At 73.0% G+C, this 16807-nt stretch carries 16 protein-coding genes; 8 read left to right on the top strand and 8 right to left on the bottom strand.

Annotated elements, in window-relative coordinates:
* Positions 1 to 5: 5 nt before the first annotated feature.
* The gene (locus NUM_RS16540; protein WP_207125758.1) at positions 6 to 554 is read right to left on the bottom strand and encodes a hypothetical protein; all 549 of its coding nucleotides are present in this window, start codon (positions 552 to 554) and stop codon (positions 6 to 8) included.
* Positions 555 to 785: 231 nt separating this feature from the next.
* On the opposite strand from NUM_RS16540, the gene NUM_RS16545 reads away from it, so the two are divergent.
* The 6 genes from NUM_RS16545 (at position 786) to NUM_RS16570 (ending at position 7503) form a co-directional block, all read left to right on the top strand.
* A complete protein-coding gene (locus NUM_RS16545) occupies positions 786 to 1379 on the top strand; it encodes a TetR/AcrR family transcriptional regulator (protein ID WP_207125759.1) in 594 nt (197 codons plus the stop codon).
* Positions 1376 to 2566, top strand: coding sequence for an FAD-dependent monooxygenase (locus NUM_RS16550; protein WP_207125760.1), 1191 nt, complete (start codon positions 1376 to 1378; stop codon positions 2564 to 2566). Before NUM_RS16545 ends, NUM_RS16550 begins: the two co-directional genes overlap by 4 nt.
* Entirely contained in the window at positions 2563 to 3453 is an 891-nt protein-coding gene (locus NUM_RS16555) for an SDR family oxidoreductase (RefSeq protein ID WP_207125761.1), read from the top strand. Before NUM_RS16550 ends, NUM_RS16555 begins: the two co-directional genes overlap by 4 nt.
* Positions 3435 to 3998, top strand: a complete 564-nt coding sequence (locus NUM_RS16560) for a UbiX family flavin prenyltransferase (RefSeq protein WP_207125762.1) — start codon at positions 3435 to 3437, stop codon at positions 3996 to 3998. Before NUM_RS16555 ends, NUM_RS16560 begins: the two co-directional genes overlap by 19 nt.
* 16 nt (positions 3999 to 4014) lie before the next feature.
* Complete coding sequence (locus tag NUM_RS16565) at positions 4015 to 5526, top strand: UbiD family decarboxylase (RefSeq protein ID WP_207125763.1); 1512 nt, start codon at positions 4015 to 4017, stop codon at positions 5524 to 5526.
* Between the two features lie 369 nt (positions 5527 to 5895).
* Positions 5896 to 7503 (top strand): ABC-F family ATP-binding cassette domain-containing protein, encoded by a 1608-nt coding sequence (locus NUM_RS16570; protein ID WP_207125764.1) that lies wholly within the window; start codon positions 5896 to 5898, stop codon positions 7501 to 7503.
* Between the two features lie 153 nt (positions 7504 to 7656).
* On the opposite strand, the gene NUM_RS16575 is transcribed toward NUM_RS16570, so the two are convergent.
* The 4 genes from NUM_RS16575 to NUM_RS16590 form a co-directional block, all read right to left on the bottom strand.
* Positions 7657 to 8334, bottom strand: coding sequence for an SRPBCC family protein (locus NUM_RS16575; RefSeq protein WP_207125765.1), 678 nt, complete (start codon positions 8332 to 8334; stop codon positions 7657 to 7659).
* Between the two features lie 2 nt (positions 8335 to 8336).
* Entirely contained in the window at positions 8337 to 9188 is an 852-nt protein-coding gene (locus NUM_RS16580; RefSeq protein ID WP_207125766.1) for an FAD binding domain-containing protein, read from the bottom strand.
* Positions 9185 to 11548 (bottom strand): xanthine dehydrogenase family protein molybdopterin-binding subunit, encoded by a 2364-nt coding sequence (locus tag NUM_RS16585; protein ID WP_207125767.1) that lies wholly within the window; start codon positions 11546 to 11548, stop codon positions 9185 to 9187. The genes NUM_RS16580 and NUM_RS16585 overlap by 4 nt, the downstream gene beginning before the upstream one ends.
* Positions 11549 to 11624: 76 nt before the next feature.
* A complete protein-coding gene (locus tag NUM_RS16590; protein ID WP_207125768.1) occupies positions 11625 to 12095 on the bottom strand; it encodes a (2Fe-2S)-binding protein in 471 nt (156 codons plus the stop codon).
* A 578-nt stretch (positions 12096 to 12673) separates the two neighbouring features.
* Between NUM_RS16590 and NUM_RS16595 the strand changes: the two genes are divergently transcribed.
* Together NUM_RS16595 and NUM_RS16600 are read left to right on the top strand one after the other, a co-directional pair.
* A complete protein-coding gene (locus NUM_RS16595; protein ID WP_225918627.1) occupies positions 12674 to 13009 on the top strand; it encodes a type II toxin-antitoxin system RelE/ParE family toxin in 336 nt (111 codons plus the stop codon).
* A 6-nt stretch (positions 13010 to 13015) separates the two neighbouring features.
* On the top strand, positions 13016 to 13336 hold the full coding sequence (locus NUM_RS16600) for a helix-turn-helix domain-containing protein (RefSeq protein WP_207125770.1): 321 nt from the start codon (positions 13016 to 13018) through the stop codon (positions 13334 to 13336).
* A gap of 129 nt (positions 13337 to 13465) precedes the next feature.
* Here the strand turns inward: NUM_RS16600 and NUM_RS16605 are convergent, their stop codons facing one another.
* Genes NUM_RS16605 through NUM_RS16615 form a run of 3 tightly spaced genes read right to left on the bottom strand, consistent with a single transcriptional unit; the run spans position 13466 to position 16720 of the window.
* A complete protein-coding gene (locus NUM_RS16605; RefSeq protein ID WP_207125771.1) occupies positions 13466 to 14728 on the bottom strand; it encodes an XdhC family protein in 1263 nt (420 codons plus the stop codon).
* The gene (locus NUM_RS16610; RefSeq protein WP_225918628.1) at positions 14721 to 15830 is read right to left on the bottom strand and encodes a vWA domain-containing protein; all 1110 of its coding nucleotides are present in this window, start codon (positions 15828 to 15830) and stop codon (positions 14721 to 14723) included. Before NUM_RS16610 ends, NUM_RS16605 begins: the two co-directional genes overlap by 8 nt.
* Positions 15827 to 16720, bottom strand: a complete 894-nt coding sequence (locus tag NUM_RS16615) for an AAA family ATPase (RefSeq protein ID WP_207125772.1) — start codon at positions 16718 to 16720, stop codon at positions 15827 to 15829. The genes NUM_RS16610 and NUM_RS16615 overlap by 4 nt, the downstream gene beginning before the upstream one ends.
* Positions 16721 to 16807 lie beyond the last annotated feature (87 nt).

Genomic DNA, 16807 nt, shown 5'->3' on the forward strand with positions numbered 1-16807 from the left:
TCGGCTCAGCCGAGGCCCAGTACCGATTCCGCGGTGGTCCAGTCGGTCAGCATCGCGTCCTGCGCGGCGTTCAACGTGACCTCGCCGTCGCACACCGCCTTCTTCAGCCGGTTCTCCACGCTGTCCTTGGAGTAGGAGTTCTCGTCGCCGGCGTGCGGTTCGGGCCACAGGTTCTCCGGCGCGCGCGGATCTCCGCCGAGCTCCAGCGGCAGGAAGTGGTCCTCCTCGTAGTCGGACATGCTCGTGTCGGAGTAGCCGTAGTCGGCGATCCCCTGCTCCTTGAGCGGGTTGGTGTAGGAGGTCGGCGGCCGGATCGTGGAGGTCCACCCCGACACGCAGATCGTCGAGTCGATCGTCGACTGCGTGACGTCCGGGTTCTTGGCGCCGGGGGTGCAGGCCGGGTCGGGCAACGGCAGGTACGACTGGGAACACGTGGCGAGCGGAGCCGGTTCGCCCGGGCCGGTCGCAGGGGCGGCGGTGGCGGTCTGACTCACCGCGCACAGCAGCCCGGCCGCCAGTACCGCCGCACCCACGCACCGCTTGGACAGCGCCATCGCTTGTTCCTCCTTCGATCGACCACGTGCTGCGGCGCAGCCCGCTGGGCTGCCGCGGCGTGCAGCGGTAAGCCAGACAAAATATGACCAAACGACACTAACAATGTCATGTTGCTCACACCATGGCCGAGTGGAAAAGCTCGGTTAAACCTCGCGGTACGCGTCGGGGTCGTGCCCGGCTGGTCGGGGCGACGGCTTGGCAGGCCGGATCGAGTGCGCTAACTTGGTCGAGTGACCAACTTAGTCAATCGACCAACTTCGGGCCGCGGCCGCCGGCGCCGCGATCAGTTGATCGAGGCGGGCTTCACCCTGCTGGCCGAGGGCGGTTGGCCCGCGGTGACCACCCGAGCGGTGGCCGAGCGGGCCGGCACCAACGTCGGGTTGATCCACTACCACTTCGGCGGCCTGCCCGGCCTGCACGAGGCCATCGCCCGCAGGGCCGGTGACGAGATCGTCGGTTCGGTCGTCGACGTGCTGGTGGAGGCGCCGGACCCGGCCGCGGCGCTGGACACGGTCCGCGCGCTGGTGCCGGCCACGACCGCCGACGGCCAGCGGATGCGGCTCGCGGTGGAGGTCATGGCCGGCTCGCTGCGCGATCCGGTGCTGGGCGAGGTGCTGCGGCAGGAGCTGCGCCGGGCCCGGGAACGGATCGGTGCCCGGCTCGCCGAGTTGCATCCCTCCTGGTCGCCGGAGCGGCGCGCCGGCGCGGCCACCGTGATCGTGGCGCTGGTGGACGGGCTGCTGCTGCACCGCCTGCTGGACACCGCCCTGCCCGTCGACGAGGCGCTGACCGCGCTCGGCGACCTGCTCGGGGACCGGCCGTGAGGGTGCTCGTCTCCGGCGCCGGGGTCGCCGGCCTGACCTGCGCCTACTGGCTGCGCGCGGCGGGCCACACGCCCGTCGTCGTCGAGCGCGCCGCGCCCGGCCCGCAGGGTGGCTACGGCATCGACCTGTCCGGCAGCGGGTACGACGTCGCCGGCCGGATGGGCATCCTCGACCGGCTCGCCGCCCGGCAGTTGCGGGTCGACTCCGTCGCCCTGGTCGACGCCGCTGACCGGATCACCGCCCGGCTGGACCGGCCGTTGGCGGAGAAGATGCTGCGCGGCCCCTACCTCGGGCTGATGCACAGCACCCTCGAGGAGGTGCTCGCCACCACCGTCGAGGACACCGTCGAGATCCGCCATCGGCAGAGCATCGGCACGCTGCGGCAGAACGACGACGACGTACTGGTCGCCTTCGCCGACGGCACGCGGGAGCGCTTCGACGTGGTGGTCGGCGCCGACGGCGTGCACTCGCACACCCGCGCGCTCGCCTTCGGACCCGAGCCGCGCTGGGCCCGCCGGCTGGGCTTCAGCATGGCCTGCTACCCGGTGCCGGACGTCGCCGGATGCACCGACGTGCGCGCCCACTACACCGAGCCCGGCCGCCAGACGGTGCTGTACCCGACCGACACGGTCGGCACCTCGGTGGCGCTGTTTCTCTATCGCTCCCAGCGGCACGGCAGCATCCCGCGCACCGAGCGCGTGGCCCGGCTGCGGGCGGCCTACCGCGGTGCCGGCTGGCACACCCCGGAGCTGCTCGCGCACGCCCCGGCCGAGCTGTTCCTGGACGAGCTCACCCAGATCGAGCTGCCGGCCTGGCACCGCGGCCGGGTGGTGCTGATCGGCGACGCCTGCGGCGCGCTGACGCTCAGCTCCGCGCAGGGCGCCTCGGTGGCCATGGCCGGCGGGTACCTGCTCGCCGCCGCGCTGGCCGCGCACCCGGGCGCGCACACCGACGCGTTCGCCGCCTACCAGGCGCGGGTCCGGCCGTACGTCGCGGAGCGGCAGCGGCGCGCCCGCCGCTTCACCCGTGGGCTCGTGCCGGCCACCCGCGCCGGCCGACGCGCCCAGCGCGTGCTCACCCGGCTCGTCCTGCGCGACGCCGCCGCACCGCTGTTGCGGTTCGGCTTCGGCGACGTCGGCAGCATCCTGCCGAACCCGTCCCACTATCCGAAGGAGAGGCAGCGGTGAAGGTCTTCGTCGCCGGTTCGACCGGCTATCTGGGCTCCCACGTCGTCCGGGAGCTGAAGGGGCACGGGCACCACGTCCGGGCGCTGGCCCGCGATCCGGCGAAGCTGGCGCCGATCCGGAACGCGGTCGACGAGGTGTTCACCGCCGACGCCACCGATCCGGCCGCGCTCGCCGGCTGCTGCGACGGCGTCGACGCGATCGTCAGTACCGTCGGGCTGGTCGGCAAGGGTGGCGGCCGGACCTGCTGGGACGTCGACTACGGGGCCAACCGGAACCTGCTGGCCGAGGCCGTACGGGCCGGCCTGGGCAAGTTCGTCTACTGCTCGGTGGTGCGCGCGCCCGCCCTGGAGAAGTTGCCGCTGGTCCGCGCCAAGCGCGCGTTCGAACAGCGGCTGCGTGACTCCGGGATCGCCCACACGATCCTGTTCCCGAACGGTTTCTTCGCCGACTTCGACACCTATCTCGGCATGGCCCGCAAGGGCCGTGTGTACGTCTTCGGCAACGGCGGTTTCCGGATCAATCCCATCGACGGTGCCGATGTCGCCGCGGCGGCCGTCGACGCGCTCACCACCGACGTCACGGAGGTCGAGCTCGGCGGCCCCGACGTGCTCAGCCACGAACGGATCGCCCGGGAGGCGTTCGCCGCGCTGGGCACGGATCCGCGCATCACCCGCATCCCGGCGTGGCTGCTGACCGCGAGCCTGGCCGTGCTGCGGCGGGTGACGCCGTTGCGGGTACACGGCACCGCCGAGTTCCCGCTCACCGTGCTCACCCACGACGTGCTCGCCCCGCCTGCCGGGCAACGACATCTCGACGACTACTTCCGCCAGGCGGCGGCGCCCGCCGGTGGCAGGGCGGGAGACGGTGGATGGGCAAGCGTCGCCTGATCGTCGGGATCAGCGGGGCGACCGGCATCGGGTACGGGCTGCGCGTGCTGGAGCTGGCCCGCAAGGCGGGAGTGGAGACCCACCTGGTGGTCACTCCCGCCGGTCAGCAGACCCGGGCTTACGAGACCGGGCTGTCCGCCGCCGACCTGGCCGCGATGGCCGACGTCAGCCACCGGCCCGCGCAGATCGGTGCGGCGATCGCCTCCGGCTCGTTTCGTACCGCGGGGATGATCGTGGCGCCGTGTTCGATCCGGACCCTGTCGGCGGTCGCGTACGGCAACGGAGACAACCTGCTGACCCGGGCCGCGGACGTGACGCTCAAGGAGCGCCGGCGGCTGGTGCTGATGGTGCGCGAGACCCCGCTGACGCTGGGGCATCTTCGCGCGATGACCGCCGTCACCGAGTCCGGCGCGATCGTGATGCCACCGGTACCCGCGTTCTACTTGCGTCCGCGCAGCGTCGACGAGATGGTCGAGCACACCGCCGGACGAGCCTTGGACCTGCTGGGGATCGAGGTCCCCGACCTGCCTCGCTGGGGCGAGTGAGAGAGGAACGCCGCTGATGAAGCACCTCAAGAGCCTGCGCGAGTTCGTCGACGAACTGGCGAGGATCGGTGACCTGCAGCAGATCGAGCAGGAGGTCGACTGGAACCTGGAGGCCGGAGCGGTGCTGCGCCGCTGCTACGACCTGCAGGCGCCCGCGCCGCTGTTCACCAACCTGACCGGGTACGGCGACACCGGGTTCCGGCTGCTCGGCGCTCCCGGCGCGCTGTCGGCGTCCGGCTTCCCGTTCGCCCGGATCGCGCTGGCGCTCGGGTTGCCGGCGTCGGCCACCGGTCAGCAGATCGTCGAGACGCTGGTCGCGGCGCGGGGCAGGCCGGGGATCCCGCCCGTGCGGGTACCGAGGGAGCAGGCGGCCTGCAAGCAGAACGTCATGCTCGGCGCGGACGTCGACCTGTACGCGTTCCCGACGCCGCTGGTGCACGGCAACGACGGCGGCCGCTACATTCAGACCTACGGGATGAACATCGTCAGGACGCCGGACGGGTCGTGGACCAACTGGTCGATCAACCGGATGATGATCTCCGATCGCAACACCTTGGCGTGCCTGATCCCGGCACCGCAGCACCTGGGCATCATCCGGCAGCAGTGGATCGAGCGCGGCGAGCCGATGCCGATCGCGCTGGCCATCGGGGTCGAGCCGGGCCTGCCGTGGGTCGGCGGGATGCCGCTGCCCGAAGGCGCGGACGAGTCGCACTTCCTCGGCGCGCTGTTCGGCGAGGGCATCGAGGTCGTACCGGCCGAGACGGTCGACCTGCTGGTCCCGGCCACCGCCGAGATCGTGGTCGAGGGCCACGTTGCGCTGCCGGACGAGACCGCGATGGAGGGCCCGTTCAACGAGTTTCCCGGCTACAACGCCATCGAGGCGTCCCCCAAGGCGGTGTTCCACGTCTCGGCGATCACTTACCGGGACGGCGCGATCCAGCCGGTCGTCGCGGCCGGGCCGCCGGTGGAGGAGGACCACACCATCATCGGCACCACCTCCGCCGCCGAGATCCTGTACCTGCTGCGCGAGGCCGGCCTGCCGATCTCGTCGGCCTGGTACAACTTCGAGGCCGCGGTGCACTGGCTGACCCTTGCGGTGCGACAGGACTGGCACGAGACCACCGGGCTGGGCTCGCACGAGCTGGCCGAGCGCATCGCCGCGGTCATCTTCCACGGCAAGCCGTCGGTCAACGCGCCGAAGATCCTGCTGGTCGAGGACGACGTCGACATCACCGACCTCGCGCAGGTGGTGTGGGCGTTCGCCACCCGGTCGCACCCGGACGTCGAGCGCGGGGAGTTCCACTACCCGCCGGCGGTCAGCGACCAGCTCGCCGTGTATCTGACCGCGGAGGAGTCCCGCACGTTCATGGCCGGCAAGGTGATCTACAACTGCCTGCTCGCCGACCTGTACCCGGTCGGGAAGCGACCGGTCAAGGGCAGCTTCGAGAACGGCTGGCCCACCGAGATCCAGCAACGCGTCCTGGACAACTGGACCAGCTACGGTTTCCCGGCGCCGGGAAACCGTTGACGTGGGCCAAGACCGTACACCTGCGCACGATGGCGGTGTGCCGCAGCCGGCGGGCCGCCGGCGGTTCGTCGCCGGTGATCCGTTCGTCCGCGACGGGACGGTGGTCGAGCACCGCATCCGCGCCTGGGCCACCATGTTCGCCCGCTGACGGGTACGTGGCGAGGCACGCGCTCGCTGCCGCGCCCGACCGTGAGACGAGGTCGCCCGATCCGGCCGGATCGGGCGGCTGGTGCGGGCCGGACCGGAACTCGAGTGCCGGTGCGGGAGTCGGCGGCTACGATCGGCGCATGGCTACGCCTCGTGTTTCCTAGGTGAGGACCCACTTCCGGGCTAGAAGTGTGTCCTTTCTCCTTTTCGAGGCGTATCAACATGATCACCGTTCGCGATATCGAGCTGCGGGTGGGTGCCCGCCTGCTGCTGTCCGACCTCTCCTTCACCGTTTCGCCCGGCGACCGCATCGGCCTGGTCGGCCGGAACGGAGCCGGCAAGACCACCCTGCTGAACGCGCTGGCCGGGCGCGTCCGGCCCGCTTCCGGGTCGCTGACCCGTACCGGTCAGATCGGCCATCTCGCCCAGGATTCCCGCGCCGCCGATCCGACCGTCACGGTGACGGATCGGATCCTGTCGGCCCGGGGCCTGGACCAGGCGGTACGCCGGCTGCGCGCGGCCGAGGCCGCGATGGCCGAGGCCGGTGACCATGCGGGTGCGCTCGCGCGGGCGATGTCCGCGTACGCGCGGGCGGAGACGGCCTTCCAGGCCGGCGGCGGGTACGCCGCCGAGTCGGAGGCGGCCCGCATCGCCGCCGGGCTCGGACTGCCCGAGGCGACGCTGGCCCGGCCGCTCGGTCACCTGTCCGGTGGCCAGCGGCGCCGGGTGGAACTGGCCCGGATCCTGTTCGGCGGGCGTGACCGGGTGCTGCTGCTGGACGAGCCGACCAACCACCTGGACGTCGACTCGGTCGGCTGGTTGCGCACGTTCCTGCAGGCACACGAGGGCGGCCTGATGATCATCAGCCACGACGACGGCCTGCTGGCTCAGACCGTGAACCGGGTCTTCCACCTCGACGCCACCCGGGCGGCGATCGACATCCACAACACCGACTGGTCGACGTACCTGGCCCAGCGGGAGTCGGCCGCGCGGCGCCGCGAGCGGGAACGGGCCAACACCGAGCGCAAGGCGGCGTCCCTGCACGCCCAGGCGGACCGGATGAAGGCGCGGTCGGCGACCGCGGTGACGGCGCGCAGCATGAGCCGCCGCGCCGACCGCATGCTCGCCGCGCTGGAGCCGGCGCGGCGCCGGGAGAGAACCGCGCGGATCCGGCTGCCCGAACCGGCGCCGTGCGGCCGGATGCCGCTGGGCGCGGTCTCGCTGAGCAGGTCGTACGACGGCCACCGGGTCCTCGACGGCGTCGATCTCGCGGTGGACCGGGGAAGCCGGATGGTGGTCCTGGGCCTCAACGGCGCCGGCAAGACCACCCTGCTGCGCATCCTCGCCGGCGTGGACCGGCCGGACTCCGGACGGGTGGTCGCCGGGCACGGGCTTCGCGTGGGCTACTTCGCGCAGGAGCACGACACCCTCGACCCGGCCCGTACCGTCCGGCAGAACCTTGCGGACGCCGCGCCGCACCTCACCGACGGCGAGGCCCGGCAGGTACTGGGCGCGTTCCTGTTCTCCGGCGACGATGCGGACAAGCCGGCCGGGGTGCTCTCCGGCGGGGAGAAGACCCGCCTGGCGTTGGCGGGGCTGGTCCACTCCGGGGCCAACGTGCTGTTGCTGGACGAGCCGACGAACAACCTCGACCCCGCCTCCCGGGACGAGGTGCTGGCCGCCGTCGGCTCCTACCCCGGCGCGATCGTGATGGTCACGCACGACGAGGGTGCCCTCGACGCGTTGCGGCCCGACCGGGTGCTGTTCCTCCCCGACGCCGAGGAGGACCTCTGGAAGGACGGCTACCGCGACCTCGTCGCCCTGTCCTGACCAGACGAGGCGCCCGTCCGCCGTCGGCACCAGCCGCGGAACCCGGGAACCCCGCCGCGGTCGGTGCGTTCGGCCGGCGCGCACGCGTACGGGTCGGCCCGACTTCCGCGGTGCCGGCCCGGTCGCCGCGGGGCGGCCGGGCCGGCACCGGCGTCAGCGGGTGGCGCGGCGGCGCAGCCGGCAGACGGCGGTGGCGACGAGCGCACCGGCCGCGAAGGCCAGCGCGTAGCCGGCGGCGCGGCGGACCAGTTCCTGCGCCCCGGTGACCTCGAGCAGGTCGATCGGCGTCGCCTCGTCCGACACCGTCGTCGTCTCGGGCGACGGCGAGGTGACCGCGGTCGGCGTCCCGGCCGGTGCCTCGGTTGCCGCCGGCTCCTCCGGCGGCGCCGGCGGCCGCAACTGCCTGCCGAGGCAGTCCGCGAACTGGTCCAGCAGCCGGGTGCTCACGTCGCCGAGCATGCCCCGGCCGAACTGCGCCGGGCGGCCGGTGACGGTCAGGTCGGTGGCCACATCGACGCGGGTACCGTCGCCGTCGGCCGCCAGCGTGGCGGTGATGGTCGCGGTGGCCGTGCCCGGCCCCCGGGTCTCCCGGCCGGATGCCTCCACCACCACCCGGTGCGCCGCCTCGTCCCGCTCCCGGATGTGCCCGGACCCCTTGTACGTCAACGAGATCGGGCCCAGCTTGACCTTGACCGTACCGGTGAAGTCGTCGCCGTCGACGCCGGTCAGGGTGGCGCCCGGCAGGCACGGCGCGATCGCGGGCAGGTCGAGCAGCCGGGTCCACGCCTCGTCGACCGGGGCCGGCACGGTGAACGTGTTGGTCAGTTCCATCGTCACGCTCCGGCCGCGGCGGTCAGGGCCCGGCGGGTCAACACCCGGGCCAGGTGGGCGCGGTAGTCGGCGGCGCCGTTCACGTCGTCCGGCGGTTCGGTGCCCTCGTCGGCGTGCCCGGCGGCGGCGGTGATCGCGCCGCTGTCCCCGTCGGTACCGGTGAGGGCCTGCTCGACCGCGGTCGCCCGCACCGGCCGGCTGGCCATGCTGGTCAGCGCGACCCGGGTGTCGGCGACACCGCCGTCGGCCCGGCGCACCAGCGCGGCGACGGCGACGACCGCCCACGCCTGCGCCATCCGGCTGAACTTCTCGTACCGGTAGCCCCACCCGGCGGTGTCCGGGACGCGGACCTCGGCGAGGATCTCGTCCGGCGCCAGCGCGGTGGTCAGGTAGTCGACGAAGAAGTCGGCGGCGGGGATCTCCCGCCGGCCGCCCGGCCCGACCGCGACCATGGTCGCCGACAGCGCCAGCGCCACCGCGGGCAGGTCACCGGCCGGGTCGGCGTGCGACAGCGAACCGCCGAACGTACCCAGGTGACGCACCTGCCGGTCGCCGACGGTCGCGGTGGCCGCGGCGATCAGCGGGGCGTGCTCCGCGACCCGCCGGTCGTGCAGGATCTCGGCGTGCGTGGTCATCGCGCCGATGACCAGTTCGCCGTCGGCGACCCGGACGCCGTGCAGCGACTCGACGTCGCGCAGGTCGACCAGGGTGCTGGGCGCGGCCAGGCGCAGCCGCAGCACCGGCAGCAGGCTCTGCCCGCCGGCGAGCACCTTGGCGTCCGGGTCGGCGGCCAGCACCGCCACCGCGTCCTCCACTGTGGACGGTCGGGTGTACTCGAACGCGACCGGGATCATGCCGCACCTCCCTGCGCCTCGTGCAGCGCCCGCCAGACGTTCTCCGGCGTGCACGGCATCGGTACGTCCACCACCCCGAACGGCCGCAACGCATCCACCACCGCGTTGACCACCGCCGGGGTGGAGGCGATCGTGCCGGCCTCGCCGACCCCCTTGACCCCCAACGGGTTCGTCGTCGACGGCGTCTCGGTGCGGTCGAGCACGAACGAGGGCAGGTCGGCCGCGGTCGGCGGGGTGTAGTCGACCATCGTGCCGGTGGTCAGGTTGCCGTCCGCGTCGTACCGGGCGACCTCGTGCAGCGCCTGCGCGATGCCCTGCGCCAGCCCGCCGTGCACCTGGCCCTCGACGATCATCGGGTTGACCACCTTGCCGACGTCGTCGACCGCCACGTAGCTGCGGATCTCGACCCGGCCGGTCTCGGTGTCCACCTCGACCGCGCACAGGTGCGTACCGTGCGGGAAGGAGAAGTCGTCCGGCTCCAGCACGAAGTCGGCCGACAGGGTCGGCTCCATCCCGTCCGGCATCGAGTGCGCGGCGAACGCGGCGAACGCGACCTCCTGGATCGACTTCGCCGCGCCGGGCGTGCCGCGGACCGCGAAGTTGCCGCCGGAGAACTCCAGGTCGTCCTCGGACACCTCCAGCAGGTGCGCGGCGAGCGTCTTCGCCTTGCCCAGCACCCGTTGCGCGGCCCGCCACACCGCGACCCCGCCCACCGCGAGCGACCGCGACCCGTACGTGTCGAGCCCGGCCGGCGCGGCCGCCGTGTCGCCGTGGATCACCTCGACGTCGTCGAACGGTACGCCCAGGGTGTCGGCGACCAGCTGGCTGAACGTGGTGACGTGGCCCTGCCCGTGCGGGCTGGTGCCGATCACCGCCTCCACCTTGCCGGTCGGCAGCACCCGTACCGTGGCCGCCTCCCAGCCGCCGCCGGCGTAGCCGCGCTCGCCGAGCCAGCGCGACGGGGCGAGCCCGCACATCTCGGTGTAGGTGGACACCCCGATGCCCAGCTGCACCGGGTCGTGCTCCTCGCGCCGGCGGGCCTGCTCGGCGCGCAGCCCGTCGTAGTCGAACAGCTCGGTGGCCCGCGCCGTCGCCGCCTCGTAGTTGCCCGAGTCGTAGGTCAGCCCGGCGATCTGGGTGTACGGGAACTCCTCGTGCCCGATCCAGTTGCGCCGCCGCATCTCCAGCGGGTCGACATGCAGCTCGGCGGCCAGCTCGTCGAGCATCCGCTCGATCGCGAACGTGGCCTCCGGCCGCCCGGCACCCCGGTACGCGTCGGTCGGCGTCTTGTCGGTGAACACGCCGACGCAGCCGAACCGGTACGCGTCCATCTTGTAGATGCCCGGGAACATCGCCCGGCCCAGCAGCGGGATCGCCGGCGTCAGCAGCTGCAGGTACGCACCCATGTCGGCGAGCAGGTCGACCCGCAGGCCGCGGATGCGGCCGTCGGCGTCGGCGGCGAGCTCCAGGTCCTGGATCTGGTCGCGGCCGTGCACGGTCGCCTGGAACGCCTCGCTGCGCGTCTCGGTCCACTTCACCGGCCGGCCCAGCTTCTTCGCCAGCGTGAACGCCAGCAGCTCCTCGGCGTAGATGTCCAGCTTCGAGCCGAACCCGCCGCCGACGTCCGGTGCGATCACCCGGATCCGCGACTCCGGTACCCCACTGAGCATCGCCAGGAACAGCCGGACGAAGTGCGGGATCTGCGTCGACGACCAGACGGTGTACTCGCCGGCCGCCGGCACCGGCGCCACCAGCACCGACCGCGGCTCCATCGCGCACGCCACCAGCCGCTGCTGCACGAACCGGCGGCGGATGCGTACCGGGGCGTCGGCGAACGCCGCGTCGAGGTCGCCGAACGTGTCGGCGTAGCGGAAGCACACGTTGGTACCGGCGTCGGTGTGCACCAGCGGCGAGCCGTCGGCCATCGCCTGCTCCATGTCGAGTACCACCGGCAGCGGCTCGTAGTCGACCTCGATGGCGTCGAGCGCGTCGACCGCGTGCGCCCGAGTGTCGGCGACCACCACCGCGATCGCGTCCCCCGCGTAGCGGGCCTCGTCGACGGCCAGCGGCTTGTGCTCGGGCGCCACCCAGTCCGGGGTGACCTGCCATGCGGACGGCAGGCCGGCCAGCTCGTCGGCCAGGTCCGCGCCGCTGTAGGCGGCGACGACGCCGGGCTCGTCCCGGGCCGCCGAGACGTCGACCCGGATCCGGGCGTGCGCCATCGGGCTGCGCAGCAGCGCCGCGTGCACGGTACCGGGCAGCTGGATGTTGTCGGTCCAGGTCGTCTGGCCGGTGATCAGGTGCGCGTCCTCCTTGCGCCGTCGGGCGGCGCCGACCTCCTGCTCCTGTGTCGTGCTCATGCCCGGCCTCCGCTTCGCCCCAGCCGGCCGTGAGGCACGGCCGGGCCGTACCCGTGATTCGCTCGCTGCCGCTCGCTCATGACGCACCCCGCATCTCGGCCGCCGCGTCCCGCACCGCCGCCACGATGTTCTGGTACCCGGTGCACCGGCAGAGGTTGCCTTCCAGCCCCTCGCGCACCTGCTGCTCGCTCGGGTCGGCGACCTCGCCGACCAGGTCGACGGCGGCCATGATCATGCCGGGCGTGCAGTAGCCGCACTGCAGGGCGTGGTGCTCGTGGAACGCCTTCTGCATCGGGTGCAGCTCGCCGTTGGCGAGCCCCTGGATGGTGGTCACCTCGGCGCCGTCGGCCTGCACCGCGAGCAGCGCGCAGCTCTTGACCGCCCGGCCGTCGACCAGCACGGTGCACGCGCCGCAGTTGCTCGTGTCGCAGCCGACCGGGGTACCGGTGCGGCCTCGCTGCTCTCGCAGGTACTGCACCAGCAGCGTTCTCGGTTCGATCTCGTCGACGGCTTCGGTACCGTCGACGCTCACGCTGATCCGGGTCATCGGCCCTCCCGACTTCGGGTCAGCTCCGGTCGCCGTCCGCCGGAGCCGGCCGGCCTCGAGGCCCTGACCGGACCTCATCGCACCCCGCACCGCGCCGGTCGGGGTTACCTCCAGACGGTACGTATCCAGTTGATCGCGTAGCGCCCGATCGCGCAAGGTCGGCCCGAACAGCGGTCGCACACCACGGGATGTTCCTTGTGGCATGGAGTAGGGCGGCTGCTGCCTGAGCGGCGCGACCAGAATGCATGTTCCGACGAACGAGCGGCTGACGCAGCGTGCTGCGCATTGGCGGCAGACGCCCGGTCCTCTTGCCCGCGCCAGTGACCAGTGACTGGTGAACCGAACAGCCAGCCGCTGAGCGACGGCCAGCGTTACCCAGGCGAGTACCCCTGGTGGTGGCTTCGAGTGCTCCCCAGCGGTGCCGGCGCGGGATCACCGGGCTGGCTGGGCCGTAGGCCATCCGCAAACCGTGGGCATGGGGAGACCGCATCGTGAACCTCCGACGCCGCCGGCGGCCTCCTCCTTCAGGAGGATGCCCGCAGAACGTACACGTTCTACACTTGCCACGTGGTGTGGGAGTGATCCTCGTGGACGAAGTTGACGACTGGTTCGTCAAGTTGCCCAAAGATGACGCTGAACGTGTCGCAGGCGCCATCGATCAACTGGCAGAACATGGCCCGATGTTAGGGAGACCGACTGCGGACACGATAACGGGATCCACGCTACCGAACCTGAAAGAACTGCGACCCGGATCCATCCGGATCCTGTTCTGTTTCGACACCAGGCGACAAGCGATCCTGCTCGTCGCAGGTGACAAGGCGGGGCAGTGGCAGAAGTGGTACGACGAAAACATCCCCATTGCAGAACAGAGGTTCGCGAAATGGGAAGTCGGCGGATACGACGAGGAGAGGTGATGAGCGATGGCACGTAATTGGCGTGATATCCGTAAGCAGGCTGTTGATACTGGCCAGATCGACCCGCAGCGGGTCGCCCAGCACTTTGAGCAGTATCGTGCTGAGCAACTCGCGTATCGTCTGTCCGAGCTTCGCAAAGCGCACGGCCTTCGGCAGGAAGACATCGCAGAGTCGATGCGCGTCACGCAGCGGCGCGTGTCTGCAGTGGAGAACGGCGAACTCAGCCGGACCGAACTCGGCACCGTTGAGGCATACATTCGGGCGCTCGGTGGGCGTGTGAAGGTCATTGCCGAGTTCCCAGACGGCGAGCTTGTGACGCTTGACTAACAGCTTCTTTCAGTTGGGTGCAGGCCAAGGGCCGGCCATTCAGGCCAGCCGTTTGGCCTGCATCGTTCGCGCCTGGGGATGCCAGCCGGGTCAGTGGGCGAGTCATCGCAACCGAGTGACCCGGCTTCGTCAGTGGTGGATGCGGCCGGTGGTGGCGGAGAGGGGGGAACCGGTGCCGTGCCAGCGGCGGGAGACGATCTCCGCGGCGACGCTGACCGCGGTCTCCTCCGGCGTACGGGCGCCGATGTCCAGGCCGATCGGGGAGGCGAGCCGGGCCAGCTCGACGTCGGTCAGGCCCGCCTCGCGCAGCCGGGCGAGCCGGTCGTCGTGGGTGCGCCGGGACCCCATCGCCCCGACGTAGGCCAGCGGCAGCCGTAACGCCTCGGTGAGTACCGGGACGTCGAACTTCGGGTCGTGGGTCAGCACGCACACCACCGTGCGGGCGTCCAGCCGGCCGGCCGCCGCCTCGGCCGCGAGGTAGCGGTGCGGCCACTCCACCACGACCTCGTCCGCCTGCGGGAACCGGGCGCGGGTGGCGAACACCGGGCGCGCGTCGCAGACCGTCACGCGGTAGCCGAGGAAGGAACCGGCACGCGCCACGGCCGCCGCGAAGTCGATCGCGCCGAAAACGATCATCCGGGGTCGGGGCGCGTGGCTCGCGACGAACACGGTCAGATCGTCGCCGCGTCGCTGCCCGTCGTGGCCGTAGGTCAGCGTCCCGGTGTGCCCGGCGGCCAGCAGCCCCCGGGCGTCGTCGGTCACCGCGTCGTCCAGCCGCGCCGACCCGAGCGTGCCGAGCCGCCCCCCGGCATCCGCCCGTACGGAGCCGGCCCCGGCCACGGCCGCCGTGGTGTCCGCCACCGGGGCGCTGCCGCCGGCCGGCTCGCCGGACGCCGGGGTGGGGTCGGGCCAGACGATCAGGCGGCGGCCGACCAGGCCGGCGGCCACCGCGGTGGCCGCGCCGGGGCTGTCGTCCGGCAGGGCGGCACCGGCGCAGCGGTCCGCGACGACGGTGGCGACCGCGACCGGCCGGCCGTCGGCGATCGCGGCGGTCACCTCCGACAGTGCCGGGAACGCGGGCCGATCGACCCGTTCGACGTAGATGTCGAGAATGCCGCCGCAGGTCAGGCCGACGGCGAACGCGTCGTCGTCGGAGACGCCGTACCGGCGCAGCACCGCGCGGCCGGTGTCGCGGACCTCGCCGGCCACCTCGTACAGGTCGCCCTCCACGCAGCCACCCGACACCGAGCCGGTGACCGTACCGTCCGCGGCGACGAGCATCGCCGCACCGGGCTGGCGCGGCGCGCTGTGCCAGGTCGCGACCACGGTGGCCAGTCCGGCCGGCTCACCAGCCGCCCACCGCGCGTGCAGCGCGGCGAGCACGTCATCCATCGCCGATCACCCCGACCAGCTCGGTCAGCGCGGCCAGGCTGTGCCCGGCCACGAACGCGTCCAGGTGCGGCAGCGCCGCGACCATCCCGCCGGTCAGCGGCTGGTACCCGACCCGGCCGGCGTGCGGGTTGACCCACACCACCCGGTAGGCCAGCCGGGACAGCCGAGCCAGCTGCTCGCCGAGCAGCGCCGGGTCGCCGCGCTCCCAGCCGTCGCTGGCGAGCACCACGACCGCCTGCCGGGCGGTACCGCGCTGGCCCCACCGGTCGAGGAAGGCGCGCAGCGTCTCGCCCAGCCGGGTACCGCCGCGCCAGTCCGGGATCGCCCGGCCCGCGTGGGTGAGCGCCACGTCCGGATCGCGGGCCCGCAGCGCCGGGGTGACGCGGGTCAGCCGGGTGCCGACGGTGAACACCTCGGTCCGGGTCGGCCGGCGGCGCACCGCGGCGTGCGCGAACCGCAGCAGGGCGTCGGAGTACGGGGCCATCGAACCGGACACGTCGATCAGCAGCACCAGCCGGCGCGAGCGCACCCGGCGGGTACGGCGGGCCAGCCGCACCGGTTCGCCGCCGGCACGGAGCATCTCGCGTACCGTGCCGGCCGGGTCCAGCTCGCCCCGCGGCGCCGGCCGGTACCGGCGGGACGGGCGCGGCGCGGTCGCCGGTGCCAGCAGCGCGATCAGCCGGCGTACCTCGGCGCGTTCGGTGTCGGTCAGTGCGGCCACGTCGCGGTGCCGCAGGGTCTCCGCCGCGCTGGCCGAGACCCGTACGGTCAGGGTGGCGGTGGGCTCGGCGTCGGTGCCCGCCTCGTCGGCGCCGAAGCCCACGGACGGTCGGCGGGGCGGGCCGGTGCGGGTGCGGGCCCGCCGCGGTGCCGCCGCGGCGCCGAAGTAGCGGGCGAACGCGGCGTCGTAGCGGGGCAGGTCGTCCGGCTCGGCGCACAGGGTCAGCCGCCCCGCCCAGTACAGCGCGGCCGGGTCGGCCGGGCCGAGCGCGTCGGCGGCGGCCAGCATGGCCTGGGTGCGCTGCGCCTCGGCCGGCACCCCCGCCTCCCGCGCCGCCCGCGCGAACCCGACCAGCACCGCCGTCCCGTCCGCGCCGGTCACGGATCGGTCCCGGGGTCGAGGATCGCGGCGGCCCGCACCCGTTCGGTGTCCTCGCGGTACTTGAGCACCGCGCCGAGCGTCGCCGACGCCAGCTCCGCGGTCAGCTCGGTCGCGCCGAGCGTGTCGAGGGCGGCGGCCCAGTCGATCGCCTCCGCCACGCCGGGCGGCTTGAGCAGCTCCAGCGTGCGCATCCGGGCGGTCGCGGCGGCCACCTGCTCGGCCAGCCGGGCGCTGACCTCGGGCAGCCGGGACCGGACGATCGCGATCTCCCGGTCGAGGTCGGGGTGGTCGAGCCAGTGGTACAGGCAGCGTCGCTTGAGCGCGTCGTGCACCTCGCGGGTGCGGTTGGAGGTCAGCACCGTGACCGGCGGGTGCTCGGCGACGATGCGGCCGAGTTCGGGCACCGTGACCGCGGCGTCGGCGAGCACCTCCAGCAGGTACGCCTCGAACTCGTCGTCGGCGCGGTCGATCTCGTCGACCAGCAGCACGCACGGGCTGGTGGTCAGCGCCGCCAGCAGCGGGCGGGCCAGCAGGAACCGCCGGTCGTACAGTTCGGCTTCCAGCGCCGTCGGATCGGCGTCCTGGCCGGCCGCCCGGACCGCCTGCAGGTGCAGCAGCTGGCGGGGGAAGTCCCAGTCGTACAGCGCCTGCGCGGCCGACAGCCCCTCGTAGCACTGCAGCCGGATGGGGGTCGCGCCGGTCGCCTCGGCCAGCGCGGTGGCGAACGAGGTCTTGCCGACGCCGGCGTCGCCCTCCAGGAACACCGGCCGGCCCAGCCGGATCGCCAGGTAGCCGGCGGTGGCGAGCCCGTCGTCGGCCAGGTAACCGGTACGTGCCAGCGCCGCCGCGAGCGCGGCGGGAGACTCCGGCACCGGGAACGCCGATCCCATCACCCCACTATGCGCGTCCCGGCCGCGCCGCGCCCACCGTTCGCGACCCGTTCCGTACCCGATCGTCCCCGCCCGGCCGCCGGTGTG

The organism is Actinocatenispora comari (assembly GCF_017312725.1).
Classification (GTDB): Bacteria; Actinomycetota; Actinomycetes; order Mycobacteriales; family Micromonosporaceae; genus Actinocatenispora; species Actinocatenispora comari.